Here is a 16,854-nt window from a genome sequence, read left to right as displayed (position 1 = left end):
TTCTTGTAAAACACGGCTGATTTACATGAAAATTCGTATAATTTAGTGTTTATTGCCATTTGTGTTATATAATAAGTTTAACAACTTTTAACTATAGGGGGCTTTTCTAGTATGCAAGTAAAAACAACTCGACTTGAGGCAGAGGATGCAAAAATTATTTATCAAGAAACAGCTGGTCTAGCGATTATTACGATTCATCGCCCACAGGCTAAAAACGCACTAACAGCAAATATGTGGGATCAATTAGCCAAAATTGCCCTGAAAGTATTAGATAATCCCAAAAATAAAGTATTGATTTTACGCGGCTCTGGCGAAAACTTTACTGCTGGCTCTGATATTAAAGAATTTAACGCCATTTCCCTTGAGAAAGCCGAAGAAGCCTTTGTACATATGGAAAAAACGATCTCCACTATTGAGCGTTTACCAATTCCAACAATCGGCGTCATCAATGGCCCAGCGATGGGTGCTGGCTTAGAGCTTGCATTAGCCTGTGATATTCGCATTGGCTCCGAGAAAGCAAAGCTCGGGATTCCTGTCGGTAAATTAGGGATCACCTTAAATAACAAATTTGCTCAGCGTTTAGTTCAACTTGTAGGCCCTTCTACAACGAAGGATTTAGTATTTACAGGTCGTATGTTTAAAGCTGAAGAAGCCTTTAAGCTTGGCATGCTTAACTATTTAGTAGCTGAAAAGGATTTAAATAAATACATGATTCGTATGGGTAAGCTTGTTGCTGGAATGTCGCCTGAATCTTTACTAGCCGTGAAGCAATCTGTTCAAGAATGTGTGGACAGTGTGCCAACATTATGGGAAGGTTCAACACCATTTGTAGGAAAGGATTTTGCAGAAGGCTGCCGTGCCTTTGTAGAAAAACGTCAGCCGCACTTTACGCGTCAGTCAAAATAAAAAATAGGTACTCTACTCGCCTTACTTGCGATTGGAGTACCTATTTTTTATGATTTTCGCTTGATCACTACCGACTTAATATGAAGATGAATCGCATCTAATTCATAATCAAAATGCTGATAAAATTCGGCCTGTATCGTTTTCTGTAATTCATACAATCGATCTGGTAATGAGTATTTAATTGGCAGTTTAAGTTGTAAGGTAATCGTTGCTTGTGCTAGCTCACCTAATACAAATTGTACTTGCTCGACCTTGTGTACGATATTTTGTTTTGCACAGCAATACGTAAGTAGCTGCACATAAACTTGCTTTTCAATATCGATATATTCCTGTTGAAAATCAGGGCGAACAATCGTCGTCTCCCCTATTTTTTCACGCTTTGAAGAGAAAATCTCTTTCCCTTTTTGGACGAGCCGTTTAAAAAAATTTTGCTCTACTTGTCGGTACGGTATAGGCATGACGTGTTTGCCCTGCGTCTGTCGAATAAAGCGAGCTTTAGCGATTTCTTTTTTGGAACGCACATCCTCGACATAGTAATATTTTTCGATAGGATCAAGCACTAGCTGTCGAGCAATCGTCTTTGTCATTTTATCGGACGTGCCGATTACTAAAATTGATTGTACCTTATATGTATCAAGTGCTTTTTTTACTTCCTCACGGTGGATATCATCTGTAAAAATTGCTCGCCGAACTGCTGTTATCGTATTTTTCTCAAATTTTGCAGAGACTCCTGCTACTTTCACACCTTTAACAATCAAAAGACCATCATCTATAAGAGCCTCTACCCCGATTTTATGGGCGAAAACTAGTGCGCTTGTACTTTTCCCTGTTCCACTTGGACCACTTAAAGAATAAACTTTCATTCTTTTCATAGCCTCCCTTCCATTCCATTATCATAGCAGAAATGTTACTCTTTTTCCGTCAAAATTATTATTTCAAGCATTGACTAAAATATTTCCGCTAGCCTACGCACACATCTTCTCCATTATTGAAATATATTCTTTTTTCAGAATAACTTTCCCTTTATGCCTTTTTGTATGATAAAATGTGAACTACTATTCTGTTATACAACTATAAGGAGTGTACTAGTTTGAAAATCATACCATCTAAAAAAATGTCTTTATTTACACCAGCAATTTTCGGAGATTTAAAAAAGCATGCCAAACAACAGGAAGCTAAAGGCATGACAATGATTGACTTAAGTTTAGGTAGCCCTGACCTTCCCCCACATGCTAAAATCCGTGAGCATTTATCCTATAGAGCGGGTCTAGCAGAATCTTACGGGTATACATTAACAGGCACTCAACGTTTTTATGAAGCCGTTAGCCGCTATTATAAACATCGTAGCAATGTAGATTTAGATCCCGCTTCTGAAATCATTCAAACAATTGGCTCTCAAGAGGGCTTAGTGCATTTACCAATCGCCTTCTGTGATCCAGGTGACATCGTATTATCCACAAATCCAGCTTACGTTGCCTATGATGCAGGGATTCATTTAGCAGGTGCAACACCATACTATATGCCACAAACAGCTGACAACGATTATTTACCAGATTTAGATGCTGTACCTGAAGAAATTGCGCAAAAAGCAAAACTACTCATTTTAAACTTACCAGGTAACCCAGTGCCGGCAATGCCTTCAATCGCATACTTTGAAAAGGTCATTGCCTTTGCTAAAAAGTACAATATTATCGTGTTACATGATGCGGCTTACTCTGAATTTTACTTTACAGGAGATGGGCCAATTAGCTTCCTAGCCGCTTCTGGTGCAAAAGAAGTTGGGATGGAAATTAACTCTTTATCAAAAAGCTTTAGCCTAGCAGGTACACGTATCGCTTATATCGCCGGCAACGCGGAAATGATTGAAATAATAAAGCAATTAAAATCAAATTTAGACTTTGGTATTTTCGAGCCGATTCAAGATGCTGCGGTCGTAGCGCTTGATAATGCGGAGGAAATTACAGCAAGCTTACGTGAAACATTCTCAGAACGTCATAAAACATTAATGAACGGCTTACGTGCTTTAGGATGGGATGCAGCGCCTTCTGACGGTGGCATGTTCGTATGGGCTAAATATCCGTACGATATGGACTGCACTGAGCTAGCCTTTAAACTAATTGAACAAGCTGGTATCGTTACAGTCCCTGGTACAGTATTTGGTTCAGCTGGACAAGGCTATTTACGTCTAGCGTTAGTACAACCGAAAGAATTGCTACAAGAAGCTGTTGATCGTTTAGCACAAGTGCAAGTAACATCACAAAAATAATTATCTAAACAAGATGAAAACCCTTCTAACATTAATTGTTGGAAGGGTTTTTGCTATTGCTTACTATGTAATCATCAAGTATCGGTTTATCGGGTGGACTAATATTTTTTGGTAAATCATCTAAAGGGAAAAATTGAAGCATTGTTGCCTCGTCACGATCATGACTGAGTAAGCCACTATATTCTTTACATTCAAAAGCTGTAACTACATTATATACTTCATCACCATGAGGATATTGATAATAAAAATCCTGTCCCGAATAAGTTTTGATAAAAGTAAGATTTTTAGCCGTAAGCCCCGTTTCCTCAAATAATTCTCGATGAGCTACTTGCTCCAAAGTCTCACCTAGCTCCATTGAACCTCCAATCAATCCCCAGCACCCGTTATCTATTCGGTGCTGCAGTAAAACTTGTTGAAGATTATTAATGACTAATACACAAGCACCGCACATAATTAATGGTCTACTACCAACTACTTTACGCAAATCCTTGATATATCCCATAAAGCCCTCCTATATATGTAGTTATCATTTATTAAACACTCTTATTCGTTAAAATTAACTGGAATTTCCACTAACGTAAAGTCACTAGTCCACATTTGTGTTTCTACAATCAAATTTTCACCATGTCTTTCAAAGAAGAGCCCACTACCCTCTTTTTGTTTAAAAATCCACCCTTTTTGACTAACCATTTCCTTGATAATTTCATCAGCTACGGCTGGATTACGCTCGTTTATAATATACCATTCTTGACCAAGTTCGTTGGATAATTTAACAATTTCCCTCTCAGATTCTTTTAATTTTCCGACAACTTCTTTTTTGCTCATATTTCTAATGGGAGTGAAGGATAGCAGAGCTTGTTGGGGAATACGAATGCTCCAACAATTATAATGATCATCCCAATTGCTAATAACATCTTCTTCATAAAACACCTCCCGTTAAATCTTCTACAAATATCCTCAAATACCTTCACACTCCTCGTATATTAGCGTATTTGTTGGAGATAACGGATCTCCTACTTGTTTTTTTATATGACCGACATATTTTGTTAACAAATAGTGTACACGAATAATATATACAAAATGAAATTAGGTATTAAAAACCATAGCAATATTATATCTTGCCTATGCTTCAAAATAAGATAAGACATGATTTGAACAATTTGTTTCCAATTTTTGTGATATAATTTAGCCTTAGAAAGGAGTAAACTATACAACCCATTTATAAAAGTATTTATAACTATTCCTTTATTTTTACTACTCTTTAAATAAGAAAGGATGAAGTCTTTTGCTAAGAGAAATAATTAAAACAGAGCGTGGAGAATTTGAAGTATTTATTGGTGGAAAAGGCACAGATCCTATTTGTATAGCACATTTATACCAAGAATTTTTATCTGGTAAAGAGCCATATTCCGCTGCAATTGGAGAATATTATAAAGTAATATTAGTAAATTTAAAAAATACAGGGTCTTCCACTAAAATTAAATCAAAAAAAGACTTAAGCATGGAAGAAACTGTGAAAGATTTAGAAAGTATTCGAACGAAACTTAATTATTCTAATTGGGCTTTTGCTGGACACTCAACAGGAGGTTTTTTAGGTTTAACTTATCTTTCTATGTATCCAGACAAACTTTCTGAAATTATTTTATTTGGTACAGCAGCATCAAATAAAATAAACCGCTCTAAAAACAATTTATTCAATGTGGAAAACGGAAAATACAAAAAAGATATGATAAAAATCTTCTTTAAAATGTTACCTTTTATGAGTAAGAAAAGTAAAGAATCTGCAGCAAAAAAATTCTTCGAGTTATGTATTCATTCTAAAGAAAAAGTAGATGAATACTACAAAGAAATGCAATTTGTCGCTATTAATAAATCAAGAATGGCAGCTTACACATCTGAATTACGCTATTATGATGTCTGTGAAGCTATAAAAAACATCTCTGTTCCTTCTTTAATCTTATGTGGAAAATATGATGTTCAATGTCCTATTGAATTTTCTGAAGAACTACATAACCTGTTGCCTAATTCAAGCCTTCTAATATTTGAAAATAGTAACCACTTCCCTTTTATTGAAGAGCATGAAAAATTTACAGAAGCACTACATACTTTTACAAATCAACTAACTTCAAACACTTCTACCCAAGAAAAAATGACACAGTGATTTCAATAGTAAATCTTAACATATTTATAAAAAAACAGCTACTGCACATCGCAATAGCTGTCTCTTCTTACACCTCATATTTTTGTAGTTCCTCATCTTCATAACGATTATAACGTTGTTTGAATAGCTTAAATAAATGTGTCACAAGTACTTTAAAGATCGCATAGCCTGGAATCCCTAAAATAACACCTGGTACGCCAAATAAAGAACCTGCCGTTAATAACACGAAAATAATTGTAATTGGATGGATACTAAGCGATTTACCCATAATTTGAGGAGAAATGAATTTCCCTTCAATCAGCTGTACAACTGTCCAAACAATCGCTAGCTTAATTAGCATGAACGGCGATGTGACAAGAGCGATAATAACAGCTGGTGTAATCGCAATGACTGGTCCTAAGTATGGAACCACACTCGTGATCATAGCAAGGAATCCAAGCAATAAGGCATATTTCATACCGATAATTAAAAAGCCGATTGTCACCATTGAACCGATGCACATGGATACTAAAATTTGCCCCTGTATGTATGAACTAATTTGCTTGTCCATGTCGTGGAAAATTTCATGTACTTCTTTACGCATACGTGGCGGGCACATTTTTAAAATAAAGTTCGGTAGTTTTTCACCATCTTTAAGTAAGTAAAATAAAATAAATGGTACTGTCACTAATGAAAGGACAATTCCTGTTAAGGTCGAAACGAAGCCAGTAATACCAGTTGCCACGCCTTGTGCTAAGTTTGTAGCTGTATCTTTTACCGTTTTCACCATATCCGTAGTAAAGTTATTCACTACTTCATTATAGTTAAAATTCATTTTATCTAAGTACTCAGTGATGCGTGAATTATTGAGGTAATCCACAGTATTTTGCGTTAACGCCATAAAATACTCTGGGAATTCCTTTGCTAAATTAGTAAACTGGTCTCGCAAAAACGGATAGACAAGTAATACTAATAAAGTTAATATGCCAATTGCACCGATATACAGAAGTAAAATACCCCAAATTCTTGGGATACGCCACCTCTCTAAAAGCCCTAATAATGGGCGTAATAAATAATACGCGATACTGGCTAGTACCCCTGGTAGAATTACTACCTGAAATAAAACCTTTAGCGGGGTAAATATAAAGGAAACTTTTTGGAACATAAAAATAACGCATGCCAGTAATAATAAAATAATTAGTGTAAAAAATAAATTTTTACCACCTAAAAAGCGAATAAACTTTGTTGAAAAGAAATTCGAACGCTCTCTTGGCCTTTCTTTTTCCATGAACTCACCCCAATACAAATCCTATACCTTTATTTTACAATATAATATTGGTTTTTGCGAAACATCACTCCAATGAAATACCTAAAAATTTACGTAAAAATTCTTTATTTTTCTCTACATCAATTACAATTGAATCGCCAGCATGACTAAAGTATTTGAAACTATAGCTACCTTCGATTGGAATCGTTGCTTTTTCTAAGTTGACTTTACCTTTTGACACCATTTTAAGCACTTGCTGAACCTCTTCTTTAGATGAAAAGTCCGTTGTTACATAGCCTTGTGCTGCACCTACGAATTTTGGTAAATTCAATATATTTTGAGGCGCTAATACTTCATTCTTTAAGGCTTCGATAACTTTTTGTTGACGTGCGACACGACCAAAATCACCTTCAGCATCGTGGCGGAAACGGGCATAGCCAAGTAATTCTTTACCATTTAAGTATTGCTCACCTTGCTTTAATGAAACGCCAATTTTTTCAGACATATCCTTCTCTACATCGATTTTTACTCCATTTGGCGCTAAAATATCGACAAGTGATTCAAAATTTTTAAAATCGATAATAGCATAATGATGAATCGGAAGGCCAAACATATTGCTAATCGTATCCTTTAATAATTGAACACCGCCTAAATAGTAAGCCGTATTCAGCTTATAGGATTGATAACCTGGAATATTCGCATAAATATCTCGCATAAATGATACGAGTTTGACATCATTTGTTTTCTTATTCCAAGATAATACCATCATTGTATCTGTTCGTGATTTTTCTTCACCACGAGTATCGATTCCTAATAATAAATAGTTTTCAACATCGCCTTTTACTGTATCGCCGCTGAAATCCTCCTGAGCTACCTTTGTATCGTTTGCCATTTCTAGCCCACTTCGATATTGCTTAACAGCATAGCCCACAATAACTATGACACAGAGTAATAACAATGTGATCAATGCTCTCCCTTTTCGCAATCTACGTTTTTTGGGACGTTGTGAGCGTCTTGAATAATCTTGCTCTTCCATAAACTTATAACTCCTCTATTTTTTATAGTTAATGTAACGATTCATCGTTAGGAAAGTTTCATTGTAAACCTTGCCGCTCCTATCATCAACTACCTATTCGTTATTTTACACCCTATTTGATAGAAATGAGCAAAATAATGCTATAATATCTTCACAAAAGAAAGGATGATCAATATGATTGAGAAAGCTACGTTTGCTGGCGGCTGTTTTTGGTGTATGGTGAAGCCATTTGTTGAATGGGATGGTATACATACCGTTACTTCGGGCTATATGGGCGGCCATATAGAAAATCCTACTTATGAGGATGTTAAAAAAGGTACTTCGGGCCATTTAGAAGTAGTCGAAATTGAATTCGATTCTAGCGTTTTTAGTTATGAACAGCTTCTTGATATTTACTGGATGCAAATCGACCCAACGGATGCCTATGGTCAATTCCATGACCGTGGTGAATCATACACGACAGCAATTTTCACCTATTCAGAAGAGCAAAAGCGCATTGCCGAAGCATCTAAGGAAAAACTAGAAAAAAGTGGTCGCTTTAATAAACCTATTGTAACCACAATTCGCGATGCTAAGCACTTCTATCCTGCAGAAGATTATCATCAGGACTATTACAAAAAAAAGTCGGACCATTATGAAAAGGACCGTGCGCTTTCAGGTCGAGATCAGTTCATCACTGTGCATTGGGAAAAATAGCTTTAATATGAACATTCATTTCGATAGACGAATCACCTAGGTAATGCCGTTTTCAAAATGGTTTTTTGCATAATAAGACAGGCGTGTTGATTAGGAAAAAGTAGGTTTATTATTGATCGAAAGGGTTTTTCTTGTTGCTATTTTGTGTCGAGCCCTAAAACAGAATCGCTAAAGCTCTTTCGTTCGTTTTATAGGGATACTTTGAAGATTTATCGAAACAAAATCGCTCTTTATCGAAACTATTTGAGCTTTTATCGAAACAAAATCTCATTTTATCGAAACTATTTGGGCTTTTATCGAAACCAAGCTCTTTCTATCAAAGAAATCAACCACATGTTATGATGAAGAGTTTGTAGCGTAGGGCTACTCGACGCTCGCTCGCAGGAAGCCTTGCTCTGTGCGAAGCGACAGCGACAAAATGTTTTATCTGTGCGAAAGCGAAGCGTCAGCAACAAAACGAGTAGCCCGTAGCGGAAATCAGATCCTTCTAATTTAATTAGGATGGATAAAAATGGTTAATCAACACACCTGATAATAAGATAAAGTTTTTAACCTCTCCCGTACGTGAAGGATCGAAATTAATGTCCACGTTAGTTTAAAAAATTCAATCATTATAAGATAAGGCTTTTAGCTAATTAAAAGCCTCTTCTGATCAATCTAGTCGAAACATTTTCAAATAACGTGAATAAGAAATAATAAACGGTCTATACTATTAAAGATTTCACTTCAAATCCAATGACAAGGAGGGTTAACCCGATGAGTGGGGCTGACCGGTAACTCAGAAGGACCATCAAAGCTGAATGAAGCTAAAGCAAAGTTGTCTTAAAAAATTTTAAGATTCAATGCGGAAGCGAGGCAGTGTGTCATGGAGCACTATAAGTAAGTGAGAATCAAACCCGGAATATTAATATTCCGGGTTTCTTCTTTTTGTTTTGTTACTACTTATGGGTACCGCCAATTTTTTGGAAAATCTAAAAACTTGAAGATATCACACTGTTTTTGTGAACGAGTTTGATTCTAATTGTCAAAAATAAATGGATATTTATGTTAAAATAGTGAAAGAAATGGTGAAGAAATTCACTTACGGTCGAAGGCTTGAAGAACAATTATTCCAAAATGTTAGTATCTGTTTATAGAACAGCTTTTTGACCTCGACGATATATTATCAATTCTTGATGAAGAAATAACTTTTAAGTATGAAATCAAAACCTTCAACTAACGATCGTTTTATAAGAAGTACCCTACCCAAATGATTGATGTGAAAAATTGTACTTAAACTATTCAAGCGGTATAGTTGAAGAAGGAACTAAACATAAATTCGAAAAACGAAAAAATTTAAAGTCGACAGGAGCTAGATATGATGATAAAAGGTTTCGGGGGGATATTTTGGAGAACTAACAATCTTGATGTTATCAAAAAATGGTACAGTGAAGTGTTGAAGTTGGAAATAGACAATTGGAATGGAACTATGATTAAACCCGAATTAGGAAATGAGACGGTCTTTTCATTCTTTAACGAAAATGACAGTTATTTTCCAATAGAACAACAAGTAATGTTAAATTTCCAAGTACATGATATAGACGAAACTATTAAGCATCTCGAACATATTGGTGTTCCTCTTGAGAAGGAAAAAGAAATAAGTGAATTTGGAAAGTTTATTTGGATTAAAGATCCTGAAGGTCGACTAATCGAGCTTTGGGAGAAATAACGGTTTGTTATATTTTTCGAATTTAAAAGGAGTGCTTAATTCTGTTGAATTAAGCACTCCCTTTTTCTCTTTAAACTGTTTCCAAAAAAGAATGAAGGGCATCGAAAAAACGCTTACCATATTTTTCGAATTTTACTTCACCAATCCCACTAATATGTCGCAATCCTTCAAGCTCCATTGGTTTTTTATCGCATAAATCACGTAATGTTTTATCAGAGAACACAACAAATGGTGGTACCTTTTCTTCATCAGCAATTTCTTTACGCAATAATCGTAAATGCTCAAATAACGGATCATTGTCTACAATCTTACGTACAGTAACAGCTTCTTTTCGCATAACCGTTCGATTGCCCATAAGAACTTCTTTGCCTTCCTCTGAAACGTAAATAGTCGGAAACGTGCCGTGCTTAACGGCAAGTAAGCTCTCAGCAATTAAAAATTCAATAAAGCTTGAGACATCCTTCGAGGAATATTGACCTTTTAAAATGCCATAGGTAGATAGCCTTGCAAAGCCAAACTCCGTCATTTTTTGATTTTTGGAGCCAATTAGCACCTGAGCTACCATTGTCTTGCCAAATTTTTGCCCCATCCTCACAACACAAGCTAACACCTTTTGTGCATCTACTGTCACATCTTTGACTTCCCGTCCATCATTACAATTACTACAACGACTACAAGGCGCCCCTGCTACCTCGCCAAAATACGTTAAGATCGCATTTTGTAGACAGCCTTCTGTATGACAATAATCGACCATCGTTTGCAGCTTCGCTAGTTCCTGCTTAATGCGGGCTTCATCCTGCATCTGTTCAATTAAAAAGCGTTGTGTTTGGACATCGCCTGACGCATACAGCAAAATACAAGCACTCGGTAAGCCATCACGTCCTGCACGGCCTGCTTCCTGATAATAGCTCTCCATATTGCGCGGCATTTGATAATGAATGACAAAACGTACATTACTCTTATCAATTCCCATTCCAAATGCATTGGTTGCTACCATAATGCGCGCCTCGTCTTTTAAAAAGCGCTCCTGTTCTAATGTACGCATATCCTCTGGTAGTCCCGCATGATATTTAGCAACAGATTCTCCCAAACGACTTAAAAGCTCATAGATGGCATCTACTGCTTTTCGAGTAGCTGCGTAAATAATGCCCGCTTCATTTTTATTTTTCACTAAATAGTTTTTAATGTAGCGTTCTTTGTTTTCACCAATTAACACGGAAAAAGCTAAATTATCACGCGAAAAGCCGGTAATTACAGTAGATTGCTCGTCAATATCTAATAATTGTCTAATATCTTCACAAACAGCTGGTGTAGCAGTTGCCGTTAGTGCTAGGACAGTTGGCTTTTGGGGCCATAATGTAAATAATTTTTGGATCGCTCGGTAGCTTGGTCTAAAATCATGCCCCCACTGGGATATACAGTGGGCTTCATCTACAGCAATTAATGGTACAGATAAATTTGATAATACTTGTAAAAACGTTACACTCTCTAATCGTTCTGGCGCTATATAAAGTAACTTTAAATATCCTGCACTCGCAAGTTGCATCGTTTCATTCACTTCTTGCACGGATAAAGTGCTATTTATATACGCGGCCGGAATGTTGGCGGCACGTAATGCTTCTACTTGATCTTGCATTAGAGAAATTAAAGGCGATATGACGACTGTAAGACCATCTAGCATCAGTGCCGGAATTTGATAGCAAATTGATTTACCTCCGCCAGTTGGCATCACACAAAGACTTGATTGACCTCGTAATGTTTGTTCTATTATTGGTGCTTGTCCATTGCGAAATGAATCATAGCCAAAATGATGTTGTAGCATTTGTCTTGCTTGCTCCATCCAACTTTTCACTCCTCAGTTGTTAGACGAATGAGCTTATATTCGCCTTGTTCATTTTTATTTATTTCATATACCATCATAGAATTCGCAAGTGCCTGTTGGCCAGCAGCATTCGTTAGCACATATTCCGCTTTTGCACGAACAACAATATTTTGCCCTTCTATTTTAATATTTTTAATCGTCGTATTGGAAAAATGTATTTTCGCATGTTTGGATTTATAATACGCAACCATACCATCCAATGTACTTTGTAATTCGTCTATACCTACGAAAGGTTTCATGACACTAGCATCATCAATCTCAACAGCTGCTTGTAATTGCTTATGAAATTTATCTAAAAACAGCTTTATTTCATCGCCATTAAAAGCAAAAATGTTATTTCCATATCGATCAATAGCTTGCTGGACTGCTTCTTTGTCGCCTTGTTCTATATATGAATATAAATTTTTTGATTGAGAAAGCCGCTCACTTGTTTTCATACCCTCTTCAATCCATTCATCCAATAACTGCACAATATCTTTAAATGGTAATATGTACGGCTGTGAAACACCGTTTAGCTGGCGTTTAAAATAGATGCCTACAATTTCACCACTTTCCGCTTCTAGAACTGGGCTCCCTAAAGGTATGTTTTGTTCTGCATCTATGTAATAAGCTGCTTTTCTGTCACTATATTTTTCAATGACGTGCGGTAAGCTATCGACATAAACAGCTAATTGATTTAATTCCCCGTTATATACGGTTGGCACATTTACCGATGCGTTGTATGTAACTTCTAAAATGGCGATATTATATGCTGTAGACATATAGTGTACATTGGCTTCCACAAGCTTATTATTATTAAATTGTACGAGAGCAGCTGGCTTTGAAGCTACGAGCGCACCATTTGTCACAATATAAAGCTTTGCGTCCTCTTTTTTGACAATGATCCCTGCACCGATTCCGTTCTCTCCAATTACTTTTACTTCTGGTACAATTTTTTCTTCCTTTTTCTTCACAACTTTTTCCGATTTTACCTCGGCCTTTTTAGTATGAAACATTTCAGCCAATGAATCATTTCCACAGCCTGTTAAAAGTACAGCTGTTGCTCCAAGAATGAGCATTTGTTTCCGCATACGTTCACCAAAACTTTCTTTAAACATCTATCTCTATAATAAACAAGGTTTATATACGTTTCAAGTTTACATAATAATATTATAGTAATTAATATATTATGAAAATACTACTCACCCCCTTTATTTATTTCGTTATACCTATAAAAAACGATTCTTTTTTAGCTTTCATGTGAAAAATGCCTTATAATTTACGCTTAAAATGTTATTTAAAAAAGACATGCCCGTACATTCGCGCATGTCTCAAAATTATTTTTTCTTTAAAATAATTGTAGTAGCTACAATGCCAAGCATTAAAGTCATAAAAATGGCATAGGTAAATGTATGATTACCAGTGACATCATAGCAATAGCCAATAAGTATAGGGATGATCGCGCTTATCATAAAGCCACCTGATAGCACCATTGATGACCAACTATTTGCCTCTTCATCATTTCTAGCCTCATCCAATGGTAACAATAGTCCAATAGGAAATAAGCCACTTAAAACGATACCTATTATTAATACCGCAACCCACAACATAGCACCTGAACCTACCCATAGTAGCGCAAAGCCGAATATACCTAGGATTCCTAAAGAGAAAAGCCAACCGATTCGATTCGACCATCTCTCCATTAGTATAGGAACAGAAATATTTCCAATCATTTGAACGATGGACATAAATGTTAGCATAGAACTTGCAGCGACTAGTGAATAGCCCTTATCCTGTAACATCGGTGCTAACCAAGACATCATTGAGAAAAACAACGACGTTTGTAAACCGAAATAAATTAAAATTGTCCAAGCACGGACATTTTTCCATGGATTTCGCGCATTATTTTCACTCGATACATCTGTTTCGGCCAACTCATCCTGCTCTTTTTGTATTGTCAGTAACCAAATGAAAAGAGCAATAATTGCTAGTACAGACCAACTGCCGAGTGCTATTGTCCAGCTCTCATGAAAACGATTATAAAATGTTACTGTTAGTGCTGCACTTAATGTTGCCCCTGTTCCAATACCAAATGAATAAATACCTACAACTGTAGTAAAGCGGTTCGGGAATTTCTTCTTTATATAGGCATTTAACATTGGCCCAATAAGCGCTATGGCAAACCCAGCAGCAAAGCTTGTGACAACTAGTAGTCCATAACTTTCTTTTATAAAGCGTAGCCCATTCGCTAATGCAATGATGATTATTAAGATCGTAATAGCTGTTTTTGTTCCAATTTTTTTTTGTAATGGTACTGCTAATGGTGCAAAGAGCCCCATACAAAACACTGGAATAGACGTTAAAAAGCTCATTTTTGTATTGGATACATGGAGTGACTCTAAAAGTACATTAAATAGTGGTCCAATTCCTGTGACTGCTGGCCGCATATTGAGCGCAACGAAAAAAATACTGACAATCACAAGTAGCGTGGAAACACGCCATTGCTTTTTCTTCATATTTTCTAAAAACCTTCTCTCTATATATTTCGAAAAATCCCACTAAAGTCTAACAATATGATAAGACCTCAGATTTCACACTATTTCCTTGTACCATTTTTTCTAGTTGCGGTCAATTTCATTGGAATTAATGATTAAAAACATAACTAACACGATGAAGTATAGGTGCCTACATATGTTTAGGTGCATCAATTCCTAACAGTGCTAGTGATTCTTTTAAAACAACAGATACACATTGACAAAATGCCAATCGTGAACTTCTTTGGTTGTCATCAACTAATACTTTATTTTGCGCATAATATTTATTAAATAGACGTGCTAATTGTAGGGCATATTTAGCAATTTGTGATGGATCCGCTTGCTCAAAAGCGTTAACAACTACTTTCGGAAACTGTTCCAGTAATAAAATAACAGGCCAAGCTTGCTCACCTAATACTTCGAAAGATACTTCGTTACTATTGAAATCTGCTTTTTCCAGAAGAGATGAAATACGAGCATACGTATATTGAATATATGGCCCTGTTTCACCTTCAAAATTCATCATGTGCTCAATGGAAAACTCGATATCATGTAGACGATTATTTTTTAGATCATTAAAAATGACTGCTCCTACACCAACCTGATGTGCGATGCTATCTTTCTGCTCAAGCATTGGATTTTTTTCCTCGATATTTCTCTTCGCCGTTGTAATCGCTTCCTTCAGTACATCTGCTAATAAAACAATCTTCCCTTTACGCGTCGACATTTTTTTACCATCTTTTAGGATCATCCCGAAAGGCACATGCTGTAAGTCTTTTGCCCAATTGTACCCCATCTTCTCAATAACCTTAAATAGTTGGCTAAAATGAAGAGATTGTTCATTCCCTACTACATAAAATATTTTTTGAGGATCATATTGTTGTTTACGATAAATAGCAGCTGCTAAATCACGAGTAGCATAAAGCGTAGCACCGTCTGTTTTAGTTATTAAGCATGGAGGCATATTGTCTATTTCAACGACATAAGCACCATCGGATTTTACAAGCAGCTCTTTTTCTTCCAGCTCTTGCACAACAGCAGCCATTTTGTCATTGTAGAAGGCTTCGCCAGCGAATGAATCAAAGTCAATGCCAAGCAGTTGATAAATGGTCTTGAATTCTACGAGTGAAGCATCTCTAAACCATTGCCAAAGAGCTAATGCCTCTTCATCCCCATCCTCTAATGCTTTAAATGCAGCACGTGCTTGTTCATTAAGTGTGTCATCCTTTTCCGCTTCTTCATGGAACTGCACATAAATTTTTAATAATTCCTCTATTGGAGCAGCTTCAATAGTTTGTTGATCGCCCCATCTTCTATAGGCAACAATTAATTTACCAAACTGTGTTCCCCAGTCACCTAAATGATTAATACGAATTGCTTTATAGCCATTTTTCTCGGCAATGTTTGCCAAAGCATTACCGATTACTGTAGAACGTAAATGGCCCAAGGAAAATGGCTTCGCTATATTAGGTGAAGAAAAATCCAAAACAACATTCCCTTTTGGTTCCTGTACGGTGCCATATAAGTTTTTTTCTTTTACTATTTGGCTAAGCACTTGTTTAGTAATCGTTGGCTGATGGTAAAATATATTGACATATCCAGCTACTACTTGAACTTCTTGTATGAAGTCACAGCGTAAATTGTTTTGAATATCGACAGCGATTGTGTGCGGGGATTTTCTTAATTTTTTAGCTAGTGTAAAGCATGGAAATGCCACATCCCCTAAGTCCAAATTTTTCGGTTTCTCCAGTAAATTTTGAATTTCATTAAACGTCAGTTCGTTATTCAATGCCTCAGCTATACTTTTCGCGATTTGTTTATACATGTTTTTTCTCCTCCCAATATATAATTAATTTCGCCTTGGCGTAATTGCGTCCGGATTTTGAATAGTGCCCGCACAATTTATTCCTTTCAAAATCCGTAACATCCGCACAGAGGCTTTATCTTCATTCAGTAGGGGTTTGGAAACTCACTGAAAAGGAACCACATCCCCTTTTCATCTCTTACCTTTAGAAATAAGAGTTTTCTGCTGAATGAAGATAAAAAAAGCCCTCGTCTCTAAAATAGAGACGAGAGCATAGTTTTCCCGTAGTACCACTCTAGTTGCCATAAAATATGACCACTTTCCATTGTTAACGAGGTGACTCCCCGATATTCTCTACTACTCATTCGAGAACCTTCTCCAAAGTGCGTTTCATTTATGGTTTCTGCATTAGGCTCACACCGTCCCTAATTCGCTTTCCAGTAGCACCATAAACTACTCTCTTTTTCATCGAATTTAACTGTGATTTTGAAATATTTTACATGAGCTGCTATTTAAAGTCAACCGTCTATTTGTAATAATTAAAAAGCGCAATACTTTCCTATTATTAATTTAATTTCAAATAAATAGGCTCTTCACCAAAACGTGTGGTTGATTTCCGTTCCGACTGGGCGCTTT

At 36.3% G+C, this 16,854-nt stretch carries 14 protein-coding genes and 1 other annotated feature; of the genes, 5 read left to right on the top strand and 9 right to left on the bottom strand.

Annotated elements, in window-relative coordinates:
* Positions 1-111 precede the first annotated feature (111 nt).
* The gene (locus QRN68_RS14010; protein WP_285397512.1) at positions 112-906 is read left to right on the top strand and encodes an enoyl-CoA hydratase/isomerase family protein; all 795 of its coding nucleotides are present in this window, start codon (positions 112-114) and stop codon (positions 904-906) included.
* A gap of 47 nt (positions 907-953) precedes the next feature.
* Here QRN68_RS14010 and QRN68_RS14005 read toward each other — a convergent pair whose 3' ends face one another.
* Entirely contained in the window at positions 954-1,778 is an 825-nt protein-coding gene (locus QRN68_RS14005; RefSeq protein ID WP_285397511.1) for a hypothetical protein, read from the bottom strand.
* Between the two features lie 218 nt (positions 1,779-1,996).
* On the opposite strand from QRN68_RS14005, the gene QRN68_RS14000 reads away from it, so the two are divergent.
* Positions 1,997-3,172 (top strand): aminotransferase class I/II-fold pyridoxal phosphate-dependent enzyme, encoded by a 1,176-nt coding sequence (locus QRN68_RS14000; RefSeq protein WP_285397510.1) that lies wholly within the window; start codon positions 1,997-1,999, stop codon positions 3,170-3,172.
* A 31-nt stretch (positions 3,173-3,203) separates the two neighbouring features.
* On the opposite strand, the gene QRN68_RS13995 is transcribed toward QRN68_RS14000, so the two are convergent.
* Positions 3,204-3,674, bottom strand: coding sequence for an NUDIX hydrolase (locus QRN68_RS13995; RefSeq protein WP_285397509.1), 471 nt, complete (start codon positions 3,672-3,674; stop codon positions 3,204-3,206).
* Positions 3,675-3,715: 41 nt separating this feature from the next.
* On the bottom strand, positions 3,716-4,102 hold the full coding sequence (locus QRN68_RS13990; protein WP_285397508.1) for a hypothetical protein: 387 nt from the start codon (positions 4,100-4,102) through the stop codon (positions 3,716-3,718).
* Positions 4,103-4,457: 355 nt separating this feature from the next.
* Here QRN68_RS13990 and QRN68_RS13985 point away from each other — a divergent pair, with 355 nt between their 5' ends.
* Positions 4,458-5,333, top strand: coding sequence for an alpha/beta fold hydrolase (locus QRN68_RS13985; RefSeq protein ID WP_285397507.1), 876 nt, complete (start codon positions 4,458-4,460; stop codon positions 5,331-5,333).
* A gap of 67 nt (positions 5,334-5,400) precedes the next feature.
* On the opposite strand, the gene QRN68_RS13980 is transcribed toward QRN68_RS13985, so the two are convergent.
* Together QRN68_RS13980 and QRN68_RS13975 are read right to left on the bottom strand one after the other, a co-directional pair.
* Complete coding sequence (locus QRN68_RS13980; protein WP_285397506.1) at positions 5,401-6,600, bottom strand: AI-2E family transporter; 1,200 nt, start codon at positions 6,598-6,600, stop codon at positions 5,401-5,403.
* Between the two features lie 64 nt (positions 6,601-6,664).
* Complete coding sequence (locus QRN68_RS13975) at positions 6,665-7,615, bottom strand: LCP family protein (RefSeq protein ID WP_285397505.1); 951 nt, start codon at positions 7,613-7,615, stop codon at positions 6,665-6,667.
* A gap of 174 nt (positions 7,616-7,789) precedes the next feature.
* Here QRN68_RS13975 and msrA point away from each other — a divergent pair, with 174 nt between their 5' ends.
* Positions 7,790-8,311, top strand: a complete 522-nt coding sequence (gene msrA / locus QRN68_RS13970; RefSeq protein ID WP_285397504.1) for a peptide-methionine (S)-S-oxide reductase MsrA — start codon at positions 7,790-7,792, stop codon at positions 8,309-8,311.
* A gap of 1,360 nt (positions 8,312-9,671) precedes the next feature.
* The gene (locus QRN68_RS13965; protein ID WP_285397503.1) at positions 9,672-10,019 is read left to right on the top strand and encodes a VOC family protein; all 348 of its coding nucleotides are present in this window, start codon (positions 9,672-9,674) and stop codon (positions 10,017-10,019) included.
* A gap of 70 nt (positions 10,020-10,089) precedes the next feature.
* Here QRN68_RS13965 and recQ read toward each other — a convergent pair whose 3' ends face one another.
* The 4 genes from recQ to argS form a co-directional block, all read right to left on the bottom strand.
* Complete coding sequence (gene recQ / locus QRN68_RS13960; RefSeq protein WP_285397502.1) at positions 10,090-11,859, bottom strand: DNA helicase RecQ; 1,770 nt, start codon at positions 11,857-11,859, stop codon at positions 10,090-10,092.
* 8 nt (positions 11,860-11,867) lie between these two features.
* Positions 11,868-12,998 (bottom strand): TcaA NTF2-like domain-containing protein, encoded by a 1,131-nt coding sequence (locus QRN68_RS13955; protein WP_285397501.1) that lies wholly within the window; start codon positions 12,996-12,998, stop codon positions 11,868-11,870.
* Positions 12,999-13,217: 219 nt separating this feature from the next.
* Complete coding sequence (locus QRN68_RS13950) at positions 13,218-14,396, bottom strand: MFS transporter (protein WP_285397500.1); 1,179 nt, start codon at positions 14,394-14,396, stop codon at positions 13,218-13,220.
* Positions 14,397-14,565: 169 nt separating this feature from the next.
* The gene (gene argS, locus QRN68_RS13945; RefSeq protein ID WP_285397499.1) at positions 14,566-16,239 is read right to left on the bottom strand and encodes an arginine--tRNA ligase; all 1,674 of its coding nucleotides are present in this window, start codon (positions 16,237-16,239) and stop codon (positions 14,566-14,568) included.
* A 237-nt stretch (positions 16,240-16,476) separates the two neighbouring features.
* Positions 16,477-16,696 (bottom strand) — a binding site (T-box leader).
* Positions 16,697-16,854: the final 158 nt, after the last annotated feature.

It is taken from the genome of Lysinibacillus sp. fls2-241-R2A-57, assembly GCF_030209535.1.
Classification (GTDB): Bacteria; Bacillota; Bacilli; order Bacillales_A; family Planococcaceae; genus Lysinibacillus.
This window is presented reverse-complemented; position numbering and strand designations above follow the sequence as displayed.

What these genes read in the sequence shown, in the direction of transcription:
- QRN68_RS13975 (WP_285397505.1), bottom strand. Translation starts at nt 7,615, where the DNA reads ATGGAAGAGCAAGATTATTCAAGACGCTCACAACGTCCCAAAAAACGT.
- QRN68_RS13955 (WP_285397501.1), bottom strand. Translation starts at nt 12,998, where the DNA reads ATGTTTAAAGAAAGTTTTGGTGAACGTATGCGGAAACAAATGCTCATT.
- QRN68_RS14005 (WP_285397511.1), bottom strand. Translation starts at nt 1,778, where the DNA reads ATGAAAAGAATGAAAGTTTATTCTTTAAGTGGTCCAAGTGGAACAGGG.
- QRN68_RS13965 (WP_285397503.1), top strand. Translation starts at nt 9,672, where the DNA reads ATGATAAAAGGTTTCGGGGGGATATTTTGGAGAACTAACAATCTTGAT.
- QRN68_RS14010 (WP_285397512.1), top strand. Translation starts at nt 112, where the DNA reads ATGCAAGTAAAAACAACTCGACTTGAGGCAGAGGATGCAAAAATTATT.
- argS (WP_285397499.1), bottom strand. Translation starts at nt 16,239, where the DNA reads ATGTATAAACAAATCGCGAAAAGTATAGCTGAGGCATTGAATAACGAA.
- QRN68_RS13950 (WP_285397500.1), bottom strand. Translation starts at nt 14,396, where the DNA reads ATGAAGAAAAAGCAATGGCGTGTTTCCACGCTACTTGTGATTGTCAGT.
- QRN68_RS13980 (WP_285397506.1), bottom strand. Translation starts at nt 6,600, where the DNA reads ATGGAAAAAGAAAGGCCAAGAGAGCGTTCGAATTTCTTTTCAACAAAG.
- QRN68_RS13995 (WP_285397509.1), bottom strand. Translation starts at nt 3,674, where the DNA reads ATGGGATATATCAAGGATTTGCGTAAAGTAGTTGGTAGTAGACCATTA.
- msrA (WP_285397504.1), top strand. Translation starts at nt 7,790, where the DNA reads ATGATTGAGAAAGCTACGTTTGCTGGCGGCTGTTTTTGGTGTATGGTG.
- recQ (WP_285397502.1), bottom strand. Translation starts at nt 11,859, where the DNA reads ATGGAGCAAGCAAGACAAATGCTACAACATCATTTTGGCTATGATTCA.